Source organism: Serratia montpellierensis, from assembly GCF_020858655.1.
In the GTDB taxonomy this organism is placed as follows: Bacteria; Pseudomonadota; Gammaproteobacteria; order Enterobacterales; family Enterobacteriaceae; genus Serratia; species Serratia montpellierensis.
On the sequence record NZ_VOSN01000022.1, the window covers coordinates 244,807 to 257,478 of the forward strand.

The 12,672-nt window shown below is 59.6% G+C and carries 16 protein-coding genes; 5 read left to right on the forward strand and 11 right to left on the reverse strand.

Annotated elements, in window-relative coordinates; all coding sequences use genetic code 11:
- Nucleotides 1–390: phosphoenolpyruvate carboxykinase (ATP) (locus FUU19_RS23400; protein WP_230490492.1), on the reverse strand; the 390-nt coding region annotated here is incomplete at its 3' end.
- Nucleotides 391–821: 431 nt separating this feature from the next.
- On the opposite strand from FUU19_RS23400, the gene FUU19_RS23405 reads away from it, so the two are divergent.
- Nucleotides 822–2,165 (forward strand): 2-hydroxycarboxylate transporter family protein, encoded by a 1,344-nt coding sequence (locus tag FUU19_RS23405; RefSeq protein ID WP_016928018.1) that lies wholly within the window; start codon nt 822–824, stop codon nt 2,163–2,165.
- 332 nt (nt 2,166–2,497) lie between these two features.
- Nucleotides 2,498–3,916 carry a serralysin family metalloprotease gene (locus tag FUU19_RS23410; RefSeq protein WP_049186267.1) on the forward strand — a complete coding sequence of 473 codons (1,419 nt, stop codon included), beginning with the start codon at nt 2,498–2,500 and terminating at the stop codon, nt 3,914–3,916.
- Nucleotides 3,917–4,062: 146 nt separating this feature from the next.
- On the opposite strand, the gene FUU19_RS23415 is transcribed toward FUU19_RS23410, so the two are convergent.
- On the reverse strand, nt 4,063–4,272 hold the full coding sequence (locus tag FUU19_RS23415; protein WP_004931526.1) for a hypothetical protein: 210 nt from the start codon (nt 4,270–4,272) through the stop codon (nt 4,063–4,065).
- Between the two features lie 157 nt (nt 4,273–4,429).
- Between FUU19_RS23415 and FUU19_RS23420 the strand changes: the two genes are divergently transcribed.
- Entirely contained in the window at nt 4,430–4,582 is a 153-nt protein-coding gene (locus FUU19_RS23420) for a hypothetical protein (RefSeq protein WP_230490494.1), read from the forward strand.
- A 38-nt stretch (nt 4,583–4,620) separates the two neighbouring features.
- On the opposite strand, the gene yniD is transcribed toward FUU19_RS23420, so the two are convergent.
- A complete protein-coding gene (gene yniD, locus FUU19_RS23425) occupies nt 4,621–4,713 on the reverse strand; it encodes a small membrane protein YniD (RefSeq protein WP_016928013.1) in 93 nt (30 codons plus the stop codon).
- A 335-nt stretch (nt 4,714–5,048) separates the two neighbouring features.
- On the opposite strand from yniD, the gene FUU19_RS23430 reads away from it, so the two are divergent.
- A complete protein-coding gene (locus FUU19_RS23430) occupies nt 5,049–5,441 on the forward strand; it encodes an ASCH domain-containing protein (RefSeq protein WP_049295454.1) in 393 nt (130 codons plus the stop codon).
- Nucleotides 5,442–5,445: 4 nt separating this feature from the next.
- The gene (locus tag FUU19_RS23435) at nt 5,446–6,045 is read left to right on the forward strand and encodes a C39 family peptidase (protein WP_197833897.1); all 600 of its coding nucleotides are present in this window, start codon (nt 5,446–5,448) and stop codon (nt 6,043–6,045) included.
- A gap of 55 nt (nt 6,046–6,100) precedes the next feature.
- Here FUU19_RS23435 and FUU19_RS23440 read toward each other — a convergent pair whose 3' ends face one another.
- The 8 genes from FUU19_RS23440 to FUU19_RS23475 all read right to left on the reverse strand — a co-directional run.
- Nucleotides 6,101–6,340 carry a DUF1480 family protein gene (locus tag FUU19_RS23440; protein WP_004931517.1) on the reverse strand — a complete coding sequence of 80 codons (240 nt, stop codon included), beginning with the start codon at nt 6,338–6,340 and terminating at the stop codon, nt 6,101–6,103.
- 134 nt (nt 6,341–6,474) lie between these two features.
- Nucleotides 6,475–7,407, reverse strand: a complete 933-nt coding sequence (locus FUU19_RS23445) for a Csu type fimbrial protein (protein WP_230490495.1) — start codon at nt 7,405–7,407, stop codon at nt 6,475–6,477.
- 19 nt (nt 7,408–7,426) lie between these two features.
- Nucleotides 7,427–9,874 (reverse strand): fimbria/pilus outer membrane usher protein, encoded by a 2,448-nt coding sequence (locus FUU19_RS23450; RefSeq protein ID WP_430726496.1) that lies wholly within the window; start codon nt 9,872–9,874, stop codon nt 7,427–7,429.
- Nucleotides 9,875–9,920: 46 nt separating this feature from the next.
- Nucleotides 9,921–10,688 (reverse strand): fimbrial biogenesis chaperone, encoded by a 768-nt coding sequence (locus tag FUU19_RS23455; protein WP_230490496.1) that lies wholly within the window; start codon nt 10,686–10,688, stop codon nt 9,921–9,923.
- Between the two features lie 21 nt (nt 10,689–10,709).
- A complete protein-coding gene (locus tag FUU19_RS23460; RefSeq protein ID WP_141969223.1) occupies nt 10,710–11,252 on the reverse strand; it encodes a Csu type fimbrial protein in 543 nt (180 codons plus the stop codon).
- On the reverse strand, nt 11,246–11,749 hold the full coding sequence (locus tag FUU19_RS23465; RefSeq protein WP_197833895.1) for a Csu type fimbrial protein: 504 nt from the start codon (nt 11,747–11,749) through the stop codon (nt 11,246–11,248). The genes FUU19_RS23460 and FUU19_RS23465 overlap by 7 nt, the downstream gene beginning before the upstream one ends.
- 2 nt (nt 11,750–11,751) lie before the next feature.
- Nucleotides 11,752–12,288 carry a Csu type fimbrial protein gene (locus FUU19_RS23470; protein ID WP_230507401.1) on the reverse strand — a complete coding sequence of 179 codons (537 nt, stop codon included), beginning with the start codon at nt 12,286–12,288 and terminating at the stop codon, nt 11,752–11,754.
- A 264-nt stretch (nt 12,289–12,552) separates the two neighbouring features.
- On the reverse strand, nt 12,553–12,672 hold a 120-nt coding region (locus FUU19_RS23475; protein ID WP_230507438.1), incomplete at its 5' end, for a spore coat protein U domain-containing protein.

Below are 12,672 nucleotides of genomic sequence, written 5' to 3' on the forward strand. Positions count from 1 at the left end.
TGTGTCGGCGTTGGCGCCGCAGAACGCGTCCACCACGAACAAACGCTTGCCGGAGAGCTGGTTGCCCACCAACGTTTTCAGATGCTGCCAGACTTCCGGGGAGAGCGGCTGGTTGTCGTTCTTGCCGGTGCCGTTGTCCGACCACCAGACGGTATCGCGCGTGGTGTCGTCGCGCACGATGTATTTGTCCTTCGGCGAACGGCCGGTGAATTCACCGGTCGCGACGTTGACCGCACCCAGCTGGGTGAGGGTGCCGCGTTCCAGCGGCGGCAGGTCGGCGCGGGTCTCTTCGGCGAACAGCAATTCATAGCTGGGGTTATAGACGACGTCGGCGGCCTGATGGATGCCGTAGCGAGCGAGGGTTTGTGGGGTAACAGCGCGTGAAGACATATTCTACTTCCTTATGAGTCATATTATGCCTCTTTCCCGAGCGGTGCCGCGCGCAGGATTAAGGTTCGGATCAAGCTGACCGGATTCAGCTACTGCGTTTCCGGTTCTTTATTAATAAAACAGGGGGCTTTTTCGCCCTCCTATAGCATAGCAGCGAATTTAAACCTGCTTACTTTAATTACAAAATGCTGACGATAATTAATTAAAACCAACCTTGGCGGAGGGTCACAATATTGAATTTCGTCGGTGTAATTTAGTTTTGCATTTTTATTTTTTATCATATCTTCAGGGCTGTCTACTGTTTTATTTCTTATTAGAAAAAGCGAAATCCACAATAGGATTTTTCGTAATCATTTGTTTTTTCTTGGCAATGGCGGGATGTTGCGCCAGGTGAATCTAACCGTACTGTACGCTTGTCAGCAGGGTGAATAATGAAACAGATAAATGCAGAACTGGCCTGTGATAAAAATACGGCATCGTCCGAATCCTCAGGATTAATTAATCAACTTCGTCAAATAGATATCGGCGCGGTACCGATCGCGTTGTTTATCACGATTTGCGCCATCGTGGCGATTTCTGCCTATGCCAACTTCCTGCCGAAAAATATGATCGGCGGCCTGGCGGTGATAATGACGCTGGGCTTTGCGCTGGCGCAGTTGGGGAAAAGTATTCCCGTGCTGCGCGATATCGGCGGGCCGGCCATTCTGTGTTTGATGGTGCCGTCGGTGTTGGTCTATTTCAATGTGTTCCAGCCCAACGTCATGGGCACCGTCCATTTGCTGATGAAAGACGCCAATCTGCTGTATTTCGTCATCGCCAGTCTGGTGGTCGGCAGCATTCTCGGCATGAACCGGGTGATCCTGATCCAGGGGATGATTCGCATGTTCGTGCCGCTGGTGGTGGGAACGATCACGGCGGTGATCACCGGGCTGCTGGTGGGCAAGCTGTTCGGTTTTACCTTTTATCACACCTTCTTCTTCATCATCGTGCCGATCATCGGCGGCGGCATCGGCGAGGGGATTTTACCGCTGTCGCTGGCCTATTCGGCGATCCTGGGTTCGACGCCGGATGTCTACGTTGCGCAGCTGGCGCCGGCGGCGGTGCTGGGCAACATCTTCGCCATCGTGACCGCCGGGGTGCTGGCGCGCATCGGCATGCAGCGCAAGGCCCTGAGCGGCGACGGCATGCTGATACGCTCGGCGCAGGAGAACGCGATGTTCGCCATCAAGGAGCAAAGCGGCAACGTCGATTTCCAACTGATGGGCGGTGGGTTGCTGGTGATCTGCGCCTTCTTTATCGTCGGTGGCCTGTTCGAACATATCGTGCATATCCCCGGCCCGGTGCTGATGATCCTGTTCGCGGTGTTGTGCAAGTATTGTCGGGTGATCCCGGCCTCGATGGAAACCGGCGCGCACAGTTTCTACAAGTTCGTCTCCACGGCGCTGGTGTGGCCGCTGATGATCGGTCTGGGCATGCTGTACGTGCCGCTGGAAAGCGTGGTGGCGGTGTTCTCGGTCGGTTATGTGGTGGTCTGCGGCTCGGTGGTGCTGTCGATGGGGCTGGTCAGTTTCCTGATTGCGCCTTACCTGAAGATGTTCCCGGTGGAGGCGGCGATCGTCACCTGTTGTCACAGTGGCCTGGGCGGCACCGGCGATGTGGCGATCCTGTCGGCGTCGAACCGTATGGGGTTGATGCCGTTTGCCCAAATCGCCACGCGCATTGGCGGCGCTTCCACGGTCATTGGTGCGACGCTGCTGCTCGGTTGGTTAGTCTGAGTCCAGAGTTTCTTATGGATAACCGGGGTTGGATTGCCCCGGTTTTTTTATGCGTTTTTTCCGCTCATCGTGATAATGCGGATGATTATCTTGAAAATCATTCGTATGGCGCAAATGCATAGTCGGACTTTATCTAAGAAAAATCTGTACTCGGCGGAAATGTGTCTATTCTTTTCTCTTAAGGGATTATCGTTCTCATTCAGAGTGCCGAGGGAAGGCGCCACCGCATTACCGATATCCCCGTATTGATTCAACACCGGGCCGCTGCCGTTCAGGCAATCCGCCAGTTGGGGCATCCCCCCAATTGAATTGACGAATATGGAGATAAGGTTATGTCATCAAGCAATGCTTCCGTTAAGGCCGAAGGCGTATTAGCCCTGCTGGGCGCTTATAAACCCGATGAAGACGACACCATTACCGTGCTTCATCCGTCGAAAACGTTCGAAAACGCCGGCCTGGAGCTGGTGCGCGGCGATCGCAGTTGGCACGACAAGGGCGTGACCGACACGCCGGTCTCTCTGACCTACAGCTTCTGGGAAAAGGCGCCGGGCAACATGTCGAGCATGGGCATCAGCGGCTTCAGCAGCTTTAACGCCGAACAGCGCGAGCAGGCCAAACTGTCGTTACAGTCATGGTCCGACGTGGCCAACATCACCTTTACCGAAACCAGCAACACCGCCGCCGCCAACATCAAGTTCGGCCTGTTCGACTACAGCTCGCGCGGCTCCTATGCCTTTGCGTATAACCCGGACACCTCGCCTTCGGTTGCCGGGCAAACCTGGTATAACGCCAAGAACCATACCTTCGTCAACAATCAGATCCATGAGAACGAGTACGGTCGCCAGACCTTCACCCATGAAATCGGCCATGCGCTGGGGCTGCAGCATCCGGGCGACTATAACGCCGCGCCGGGCGTCAGCATCACCTACGGCAAGGACGCGACCTATTTCGAGGACAGCCGTGCCCACAGCGTGATGAGCTATTTCAGCGAAAGCAACACCGGGCAGGACTTTAAAGGCGCATACTCTTCCGGGCCGCTGCTCAACGACATCACGGCGATCCAGCATTTCTACGGCGCCAACATGAACACCCGCACCGGCGATACGATCTACGGCTTTAATTCCAATACCGATCGCGACTTCCTCACCGCCACCGGCGCGCAGGACAAGATTGTTTTCACCGCTTGGGATGCCGGCGGTAACGACACCTTCGACTTCTCCGGCTTCGGCCAGAATCAGCGCATCAACCTGAATGAAAAAGCGTTCTCGGACGTTGGCGGGCTGAAAGGCAACGTGTCTATCGCCGCAGGTGTGACGATTGAAAATGCCATCGGCGGATCGGGCAACGATGTGCTGGTGGGCAACGCCGCCGACAACGTGCTCAAGGGCGGCGCGGGCGATGATGTGCTGTACGGCGGCAAAGGGGCGGATCAGCTGTGGGGCGGCGCCGGCAAGGACACCTTCGTCTATTTCGCGGCGGATGAGTCGACGGCGGCGGCACCGGATTGGATCCGCGACTTCGTGCGCGGTGAAGACAAGATCGATCTGACGCTGTTCAACACCGGCAGCGCGGACGGCATTCGCTTCGTCGATCAGTTCAGCGGCAAGGCGGGTGAAGCGATGCTGAGCTATGACGCGCAAAGTCACGTCAGCGACGTGGCGATCAACCTGGGCGGCGCTTTTGGCGCCAGCGATTTCCTGGTGAAAGTGGTGGGGCAGCCGCTGGATGCCGGCGATTTCGTGTTGGCGTAATGCGGGCAACAAAAATAGGGCGTTTTGGGCAAAAACCCGACAATTCCTATTAATTCCGTCATATTAGCGTGACATAGTAGCGCGCAGAAGGCCGGGCTTGCATACCTCGGGCTTCTGTCGGATCGCCAACCTTTTCGGTTGGCGATTCATTTTCCGCCTTTCAACATGTTGATGGCGGCGCCGAGCAGGATGCGCCGTTCGATATCGTTGCTGTCCGCCAGCTGCCGCGCCAGATGTTTTTCCAGCGTTTCCACCGACAGCGCTTCGCCGCGATGGCGCAGCTGCATCACGCCGTCGCCGATCAGGCGTGCGACCTCATCCCATACGGGTTTAATCTCCTGTTCCGAGAACGTCATGGCCTACCTCGGTTGGTTGATTTTTGCCCAATGTAGCAGCTGAACTGTGGCTTCGCTACCGGCCACCTAAAACAGGAAGCATAAAAAACAAGCCATCAGTATTTCTTCTGGTTTTTACGCCCAATACTTGCGGTGTCGAAAAGCAGGAGAACACATCATGAACTGGGTCGAAACCTTGGCGGAGTACTACCGCCTCAGCCGCACGGGTGAAACGCAACATTGGCTGTGTCACCTCTGGTTGCCACAAGGGGAAGCGCGTCTGGCCTATTTGCGGGAGTTGCTGGAGCCGACCGCGCCGCGACGGCGGTGAGCAGGACGCCGGCGTGTAGCCGGCGTCGTTGCATGGGATTAACCGAAGGCGATCGCCGCCCAACGCAACAGCAGCAACGCCAGGCAGATCAGCAGCAGCACTACGACCATTTTACTGAGTTTGTTGCCCATGCGTTTTGTTGCCACGTTGCCTCCTTAACTGAAATACCACCCGCCGACGAGGGTGATGAGGAAAAGCGTCACCAGGGCGACGCCGTTGAGTAAATCGCTGAAGGTATCGTCAGCATCGATGTCGTCTTGCCGCATGTTGCCGCCTGGCGGTTGCCATTGGGTGAATAATGTCCACAGTATGCGCCCGGCAGCGCGGCAGGCACAGCGAAGAACGGTAAAAACTCGTAAAGGCGGCGGTGGCGGAACGCGCAGTCGCGCTTGCGACGGATGCAGACGGCCGGCAATACGTTGTACTATCCTGTCTGCATTGAGGCATTTTTCCAAAAGGTATAATCATGGCGACGGCAATTCCACAGAAATACGAGCACCTTGAGCGCTGGGCGTTCGGCGATACCGAACAGCAGGCCGATGAAGTAGTGCAATTGATTTTGAACGGCACCAAAACGGCCACCTGTTCCAACCTGGACGGCGAAGGGATCCCGCAGGCCGGCGATCTGTTCCTGGTGGTGGACGGCAAGGGGGAACCGGTCTGCGCGGTTGAGCTGACCGCGGTGGAAATGAAAACGTACGATCAGGTCGATGAAGCGCACGCCTTTGCCGAAGGTGAGGGCGATCGTTCGCTGGCGCATTGGCGCAAAGAGCTGCAGCGCTTCTTCGAAGAGTACGATCTGTTCTCGCCGGATATGACGCTGGTGCTGATGAATTTCAACGTCGTCGACAAGTTCTAAACGGATTCGCGCCGTTCCCTACGAGTGTCAGTGGGCGAGCCCGGAGCTGGCCGCCGATCTGATCGCCGGCCGCGCGACGCTGGCGCAAGACGAGAATTGGGCGCGCAGCGGTGCCCGCGATCGGGCCGAGTACGTCGAGTGGGCCAACCACGTGTGCGGCATGGCCTGCCTGAAAATGGTGCTGGGCCACCGCGACGGCGAAGCGCCGTCGCTGCTGGAGCTGGCGCGGCGCAGCCTGCCTTACGGTGCCTATGTGCGCGAAGGGGAGCGGATCAAAGGGCTGATTTACGCGCCGTTCGTCGAGTACGTGCGCGAGCAGTTTGCGCTGCAAGCGGAGGTGAAGGTGGGGCTGGAGGCCGCCGACGTATCGGCGCTGCTTAGCCAATACCGCTACTTTATCGCCTCGGTGCATCCCTCCATTCGCCGGCCCGAGAGCCTGCCGCCGCAGCGGGGCGGGCATCTGGTGCTGATTACCGCCGCCGATGCGCAAAGCGTGACCTTCCACAACCCTTCGGGCGACAGCCCGGCGACGCGCGAGCGGGTACAGCTGCCGCTCAACCGCTTCACCCCTTTCTTTGCCGGCCGCGGCATCGCCATCGCATAAAAAAACGCGCTGTTTCCGATGAAAGCAGCGCGTCGTCAGCAGGCCCGGCGTATTTTCATGCCAGTCGCATCACCCAGGCGTCCGCCTGCCGATCGTAGTGCTGCTTGTACAGCAGCGACTGTTTGCCATCAAGGATCGCCGGAATGCTGGTGTGTTCATCCCAGCCGTCGAGCTGCATACACAGGTCCGGATCGGACTTGCAGGGAATGCTCAGGGTGCCGGCGCGGTCGGCGCCGGCGTGAAGATGCGCGTCATCGACCTCGAAGCTGCCAATTTTTACGACGGTTTTGCTCATGGGAACTCCTTGCTCAATGATGTGGTAGGAGGTTAGACCAGTAGGGCCATCGGTATGAGCATAGCCAAATGAGCAAAAAATGCCACATAAAAATACATTCTGGCAACATTCTTCCTGAGCGGCTAGCGGCCGCGCTAATAGGTCACCACATAGCTGACGTTATCCTGATAGGTGCCGATCGGCACTTCGGTCTGAGCCGAATTGATCGCGGCGGTAAAGGGAATGCTTTGCGCCAGGCCGGTGCCGGTGCCGCTTTGCGCGTTGGTGCTGCTCCATACGGTGCTGGTGTTGGGCAGGTAGATCTGATACTGGAGGAAGTTGCTGGTGCCGCTGAGCATTTGCCGCCAACCGGTGATGGGGTTGTTGCCATTGGTAAAGTAAGAGCTGTAGGACTGGGATTTGGTGCAGGTCAGGGTGATGCTCTGGTTGATCGGGTTAAATTGCCCCACCAGCGCCATGCTGCCGAAGTTGACGTTGTTGGCGGTGTTAATCAGGCAGCTTTTGGTGATGACCGCGGTGATGGTCACGGTGCTGGGTTGGTTGGTGCCGTCCCACCAGATACACAGCCCTATCAGGCCCAGGCCGCAGATATGGTAGTTCCACACCAGGTTGATGGTGTCGGTATAGGTGCCGGCGCTGACATTCGCCCCCGCCACGGTTTTGATGTACACCGGAAAGTTGACGTTGGAAGAGATCAGGATCAGCGACAGCAGGTTCAGCGAGCTGTAGTCGATGGTCTGGCCGACGCTGTAGGGATATTGGTAGTTGGCATCCGGGTAGATGAGATAGGAAATTTTATCGCCGGAGCCGTTGCCGTTCAGCAGGGCCATATTGTTGGTGGTGGAAGCGATCTTGACCGTGACGGTATTTTGCGTCAGTAGGTTAAGGCCGAGCCCGGTACAGTTGAGCCCGGCGGTACCCTGAGCGCTGATCTGGCCGTTGTAGACGGCGAAGGAGTTGCTGCTGGGCAGGGTCACCGTGCCGTTGGTGGTGGCGCAGTCCGCCAGCGCGCGTTGCCCACACAGCAGCAGCAGCGCCGCCAAAAACATTTTCAGTTTCCGAGACATCGTTTTTCTTCTCCGTGTGTTACTGGCAGACGAGGGGACCGACGCGTTGCAGCCCCTGCGGATTGGCCAGGCTGAAACTGACCTGACACGGCGGACCGCCGTCGGCTGGAATCACGCTCAGCCGGTTGTGCTGCTGCACCGGGTCGATATAGGTCATGCCATCCCACCCGACGTAGCTTTGTTGATTGCTGCCGATCACCGCCACCTGGCTGCCGTTGGCCAGCGGTTTGCCTTGCGCATCGACCAGCTCCACGTCGGCGGCAGAAAGGCGCTGGACGGGGAATTCGACCAGGTAGCCGCTGTGATCGCGAATGGCGACGGTTTTTTCTACCGACGGTAAATTGACGTCCGCCGGCAGATTGAGCGGATCAATCTGGAATTTGGCGTGGTAATACGAAGTGACGGTGGGCACCAACAGGTAGCCTTTGTCGTTGGTGACGCCGATGCGCTGGTTCTCGTAGCTGACCGGAATGCCGGCGTAGCCGTTGGTCGAAACCAGGGCAAAGGCGTCGTTGATGGTGTTGGTGGCATACACGCCACCGTTCATCGCCACCAGCGAACCGCTGACTTCGCCCCAGCGGGTGTAATCGTTACGGTTGCCGTACAGCCCGGCGCGGGTTTCCAACAGCGAGGTGCGCCAGGTCAGGTCTGCCTGGCGGTAATCGCTGTTGCTGCCTTGACCGCCGGCGTAGGCCAGGTTCCAGCCGAAACCGCCGTCGGTCGGCGCGGCGCGGCTGTACGCGACGCGTTCGCTCCAGCGATTACCGGCGTCGCGGGCGGTGCTGACGTTGGCGGTGCCCCAGGCATCGAACGGAATGCTGATCTGCAGCTGCGAGCTGTAACCGTCGCCGCCGATCTCGCGGTTCGCCGAGGCGTACAGGCTGATATTGCGCCACAGCGTCAGGCTGTACGACAGGTTGACCAGGCGGGTACGCTGGCCGATGGCGTCGCGCACGTCGAAATAACCGGCGCCCAGGCTGCCGAAGCGGCTCAGGCCGATGCTGCCGGTCAGCTGGTCGGTGCGGCGGCTCAGGCGGTAGCTGCTCTTGTAGGTGGAGAGGTCGCCAAAGTCCGCGCTGCGCAGTACCCGTTGCGCGTTGAGGCTGAATAGCGAGTTGCTGTAGGTGTAACTCAGGCTGGTTTGATCGCCGTGGCGGCCGGTGTACTGATAGACCGGTCCGGCATCCGGTTGTTGCACCGGTTGGCCGGTGATCGGATCGTAATAAAGGGGCGTAACCGGCGGGGCGTTGAACGCATCGCTGCCCGCCTGGCTGTAGCTGTAGGAGGCGTTGAGGACCCCCAACTGCCCGATGCGCACACCGGCGCCGGCGCCGGTGACCGCCAGCTCAGCCGCGCCTTCCGCCCGCCCTTCGAGCGTCAACCAATCAGTGACGCCGTAACGCCCGCTGCCGCTGGCCACCCATTGGCCGTAGTCTGCGGAACGGTAGCCGTAATTTTGACGCAGCGCACCCGCCGAGAGGCTGAAATCGCTCAGCCCGGCCTGCAGCAGCGAGCTGGCGACATAGAACGGCACCGTGGTGCTGATCTGGCGGCCGAGCGCGTCGGTGGTGACCACCGTCGCCTGGCCGGCGCCGTTGATGTAAGGCACGGTATTCAGGGTGAACGGGCCGGGGTTCACGCTGACGGAGGTGTTCTTATAGCTGTTGATGTACAGATCGACGCTGCTCGGCACGGCGGCCTGGCCGGAGAACTGCGGCAGCGGATAGGTAATCAGATCCGGCCGGGTGGCGAAGTTGCGTGCCACCTGCAGGCCGCCGACGCGCACCGAGCTGGTCCAGGGCAGCGAGCCGGTCGTGAGATCGCCGGCGGTATAGCTGAGCATGGTGTCGTCGTCGCTGTAGCGCCAGCTGCTGTCGTAGCGGATATAGCGATTGTTCTGCTGTGCGGCGGTCTCGCCGTTGAAGCTGCTGCGGAAAATGCCGGTGTTGGCGATAACGCCGAAGCCGTCGAACAGCCGCTGTTCGCTCCAGGCGGAAAAATAGCCCGGATTGCCGCGCCCGCCGCTCTGGCTGACGTAGGCGTCGTAATTCAGCAAAAAGCCCAGGCTGCTTTGCGCCGGCAGCCGCTGCTTCGGGTTGGCGTCGCCGAGGGTTTGTTTGGGCAGCCAGTCGTTGGGCACCGAGATCAGCAGCTGCTGCGTTTCGCCGCTGTAGGTGACGTCGACCTTATCCAATTGATCGACGGCGATCTCTTTCGCTTGCTTGTCCGCCACCGGCAGGCCGGCGTCGCTCAGTTGCTGCGGCGTCAAATAGTAGTGGCCGCCGCGGTAGGTGACCGGCACCACTTTGCCGGTCTGGCGGCCGTTCACCACCGGCTCCAGATACAGCGTGGTGTCCGGCATGCTGATGGCGCTGGGCGGCGGAGGAAGGTCGTCGGCGGCGGCGTGCGGCGGCCACAGCTCCACCGCCATACAGAGTACGGCCAGGGCCAGCGGCTTGAGCTGCATGCCGCGCGTGGCCGGCGACGAGATCCGCTTCACCTGCACCTCAGGCTCAGTAAGACGGAATGGTTACGGGTTGCTTGTTGTCGTTGACCATCGCCTGCAGCTTGCCGGCGGCGAAGCTGCCCGAAGGCGGCAGGGCGAAGCGCATTTGCGAACCCGGCAGCACGTAGCCCAGCAGCCCGTTGTTGAGCGGCTTACCCTGGATGCTGACCTGCGACAGGCGAGCGTGCACGATGCCGTCATTGCGCACGTCGAGCCAGCGCTGGCTGTTTTGTTGCAGCAGCCGGTAGCTGAGCTTCGGCTGGTTGGCGCTGGCATAATCGCGGGGGTGTTCGAAGTCTTGCTTGGTCCAGACGCCTTTGCCGCTGACGAACAGCGGCACCGAATAACGCATCTGGAATTTCAGCCCCATCTGCGCACCCTTGTCGGGTGCCGCGCCGTCTTTATCCTTGATGGGCACTTCGTCAACCAGTATCCGGTAAGCCCGTTCTTGTCCGGCGGCGACCGGGGTCTGCTTGATCAGGCGAATCAGCTGGCGTTTGCCGGGGAGAATGGTGGCGACCGGCGGGCTGGCGACCACGTCGCTCTGGTTGCGATAGTCGTCCTTACCGCCGGTTTGTTGCCAGCCGAGCACGCGGATCTGCATATAGACCGGTTTGCTGTCGCGGTTTTCCAGCCACAGGGCCGTCGCTTGCTGATTGTCTTCAATCGCCGGGTCGATAGGCCAAATCAGAATGGAGGCGGCGGCGAAGGCCTGCGGTTGACCGGCTAACAGCAATCCTGCCAGCAGGGGCAGGCGAAGCAGAGTACTACGCATAATGTGATCCTTTTTAAAAGCTCAATAACTCACCGTCACTAAGACCGTATCGTTGTAGGTGCCGCTGGTGGGCAAGGTGCTGCTCGCCATTAAACTGGCGTAGATTTTTATTTCTTGCGTACTGCCGGTGGAGGAGACGGTTTGAACGGCGCCGCCGTTGCCGCCGTCGCCCCACAAAACGGCGTAGTTGGCATCCTGGTAGAGCTGGTACACCAGCGTTTCCGACGTCACCGAGTTCAACAGTTTTCGCCCGCCGGCGATGGAGCCGGTGACGTTATTGCCGACGTTCAACCCCAGGGAAACGCTGAGCCCGGGGTTGCAGCGGATCACAATGGAGCCGGCGCCGGCGCTTGAGACGATTTTTATCGGGCTGCTCAAAGACGCCACCTGGCCGAAGCTCATGCTGCCGAACGAGGTAACGTTGGTGACGCCGCTGCCGAGCACGCAGCCTTTGATGATCGAAGCGTTGACCGTGAAGCCTTGGCTGACGGTATCGGCATGGGCCGTCGGGGCGCCGATCAGCGCCGCCAGCAGCAGGGTGCGCAGCATTCCGTTCATCACCAATTTATCGTCACCTGCACCGTATCCGTATAGGTGCCCGTCGCCGGCGTCGCCTGTACCGGGATCATGCCGTACACCGGCAGCCAGACGCTTTGGCCGGTGGCCGTCTGCGTCACGCCGGTGACGTTATCCCAGATGGTGGCATAGCTGGCGCTGGTATACAGGTTGTAGTTCACACGGGCGCCCGCCGCGCTTTGCAAGTAACGCGCCGCGGTATTGCCGCTCTGTCCGCCGCTGAGCAGCACCGTGTAACTGGTGCCGTTGTTGCAGTTGATTTGCAGAGCGCCGGCGTTTGCCTGGCCCACCACCATGATTGCGGTATTGAGGAAATAGACGGTGCCGAAGTTAAAGGTGCCGAACGTGGTATTGCCGCCGCTGGTGGTACCGGCGACGCAGGACTTGACCAGGGTGGCGCTGACGCCCACCGTCGCGGTATTGACGTTGGCATGGCAGGCGCCCGCCAACGTCAGCAGCATGCAGGTGACGGCCTGGCGTGTCATGTTTACCAGGTGACGGTCATGGTGACGGTGTCGCTGTACGCGCCGGCCGCCGGGGTGGTGCCTGAGGCGGGTACCAGACCGTAGACGATCAGCGGCACCGCCGAACCGGTGCCGGTGCCGGTCAGCACGCCGGTGGTGTTGTTCCACGGCAGGGCGTGGGCGTTGTCCTGGTAGAGGTTATAGTTGATATAGGCCGGTACGCTGCTGGCCATGCGCCGCTGGCTGCCGGTGGCGTTGAGGCCGTTGTCCAGCGCCACGGTATAGTTGGTGCCGGTGGTGCAGTTCAGCCCCAGCGTGCCGGTGCCGCCGCTGCCGGTGGCGCTGGCGGTGATGACGTTAGCCAGTGAGGAGTAAGTGCCGAAGCTGATGGAGCCGAAGCTGTTGGTGGTGCCGGAGCTGGTGCCGCCGGTGACCACGCAGCCGGCGCCGATAGTCAGGGTGACGCCCAGCGTACCCTGAATGGTGCCCGCCGCGTAGGTGGTGCCAGAGGCGCACAGCAGAAGCGCTGCCGAGGTTAATGCCGCCAGAGTCTTTTTCATCGTGGTTCCTTGCCGTAGTAGAGAAGCCTGCCAAAAAGCCCGAAAAATGAGTCAAATGCATTAATCTATTTACAGATTAATTAATAGAATAAGAACGCGAGAATGTCGCGCTAAAAGATTAAAAACTTTATTTATTTTTAAGCGAGATCGCAGACAGGATACGGCGGAGGGTGATCCTGTTTGGGATAATGAAAGTGAAGGTGGGAATATTATTATCTTGGCGAATGACGGAGCGCCGTTGTGGCGCTCCGTTGGCGGTAAAAATCACCAGGTCACGGTCATGGTGACGGTGTCGCTGTACGCACCGGCCGCCGGGGTGGTGCCCGCGGCGGGTACCAGACCGTAGACGATCAACGGCACCGCCGAACCGGTGCCGGTGCCGGT

Excerpts from the sequence above, each read along its gene's own strand:
- FUU19_RS23450 (WP_430726496.1), bottom strand. The coding sequence starts at position 9,874 with ATGCAGCTCAAGCCGCTGGCCCTGGCCGTACTCTGTATGGCGGTGGAG.
- FUU19_RS23410 (WP_049186267.1), top strand. The coding sequence starts at position 2,498 with ATGTCATCAAGCAATGCTTCCGTTAAGGCCGAAGGCGTATTAGCCCTG.
- FUU19_RS23445 (WP_230490495.1), bottom strand. The coding sequence starts at position 7,407 with ATGTCTCGGAAACTGAAAATGTTTTTGGCGGCGCTGCTGCTGCTGTGT.
- yniD (WP_016928013.1), bottom strand. The coding sequence starts at position 4,713 with ATGGGCAACAAACTCAGTAAAATGGTCGTAGTGCTGCTGCTGATCTGC.
- FUU19_RS23415 (WP_004931526.1), bottom strand. The coding sequence starts at position 4,272 with ATGACGTTCTCGGAACAGGAGATTAAACCCGTATGGGATGAGGTCGCA.
- FUU19_RS23465 (WP_197833895.1), bottom strand. The coding sequence starts at position 11,749 with ATGACACGCCAGGCCGTCACCTGCATGCTGCTGACGTTGGCGGGCGCC.
- FUU19_RS23405 (WP_016928018.1), top strand. The coding sequence starts at position 822 with ATGAAACAGATAAATGCAGAACTGGCCTGTGATAAAAATACGGCATCG.
- FUU19_RS23455 (WP_230490496.1), bottom strand. The coding sequence starts at position 10,688 with ATGCGTAGTACTCTGCTTCGCCTGCCCCTGCTGGCAGGATTGCTGTTA.
- FUU19_RS23420 (WP_230490494.1), top strand. The coding sequence starts at position 4,430 with ATGAACTGGGTCGAAACCTTGGCGGAGTACTACCGCCTCAGCCGCACG.
- FUU19_RS23470 (WP_230507401.1), bottom strand. The coding sequence starts at position 12,288 with ATGAAAAAGACTCTGGCGGCATTAACCTCGGCAGCGCTTCTGCTGTGC.
- FUU19_RS23430 (WP_049295454.1), top strand. The coding sequence starts at position 5,049 with ATGGCGACGGCAATTCCACAGAAATACGAGCACCTTGAGCGCTGGGCG.
- FUU19_RS23440 (WP_004931517.1), bottom strand. The coding sequence starts at position 6,340 with ATGAGCAAAACCGTCGTAAAAATTGGCAGCTTCGAGGTCGATGACGCG.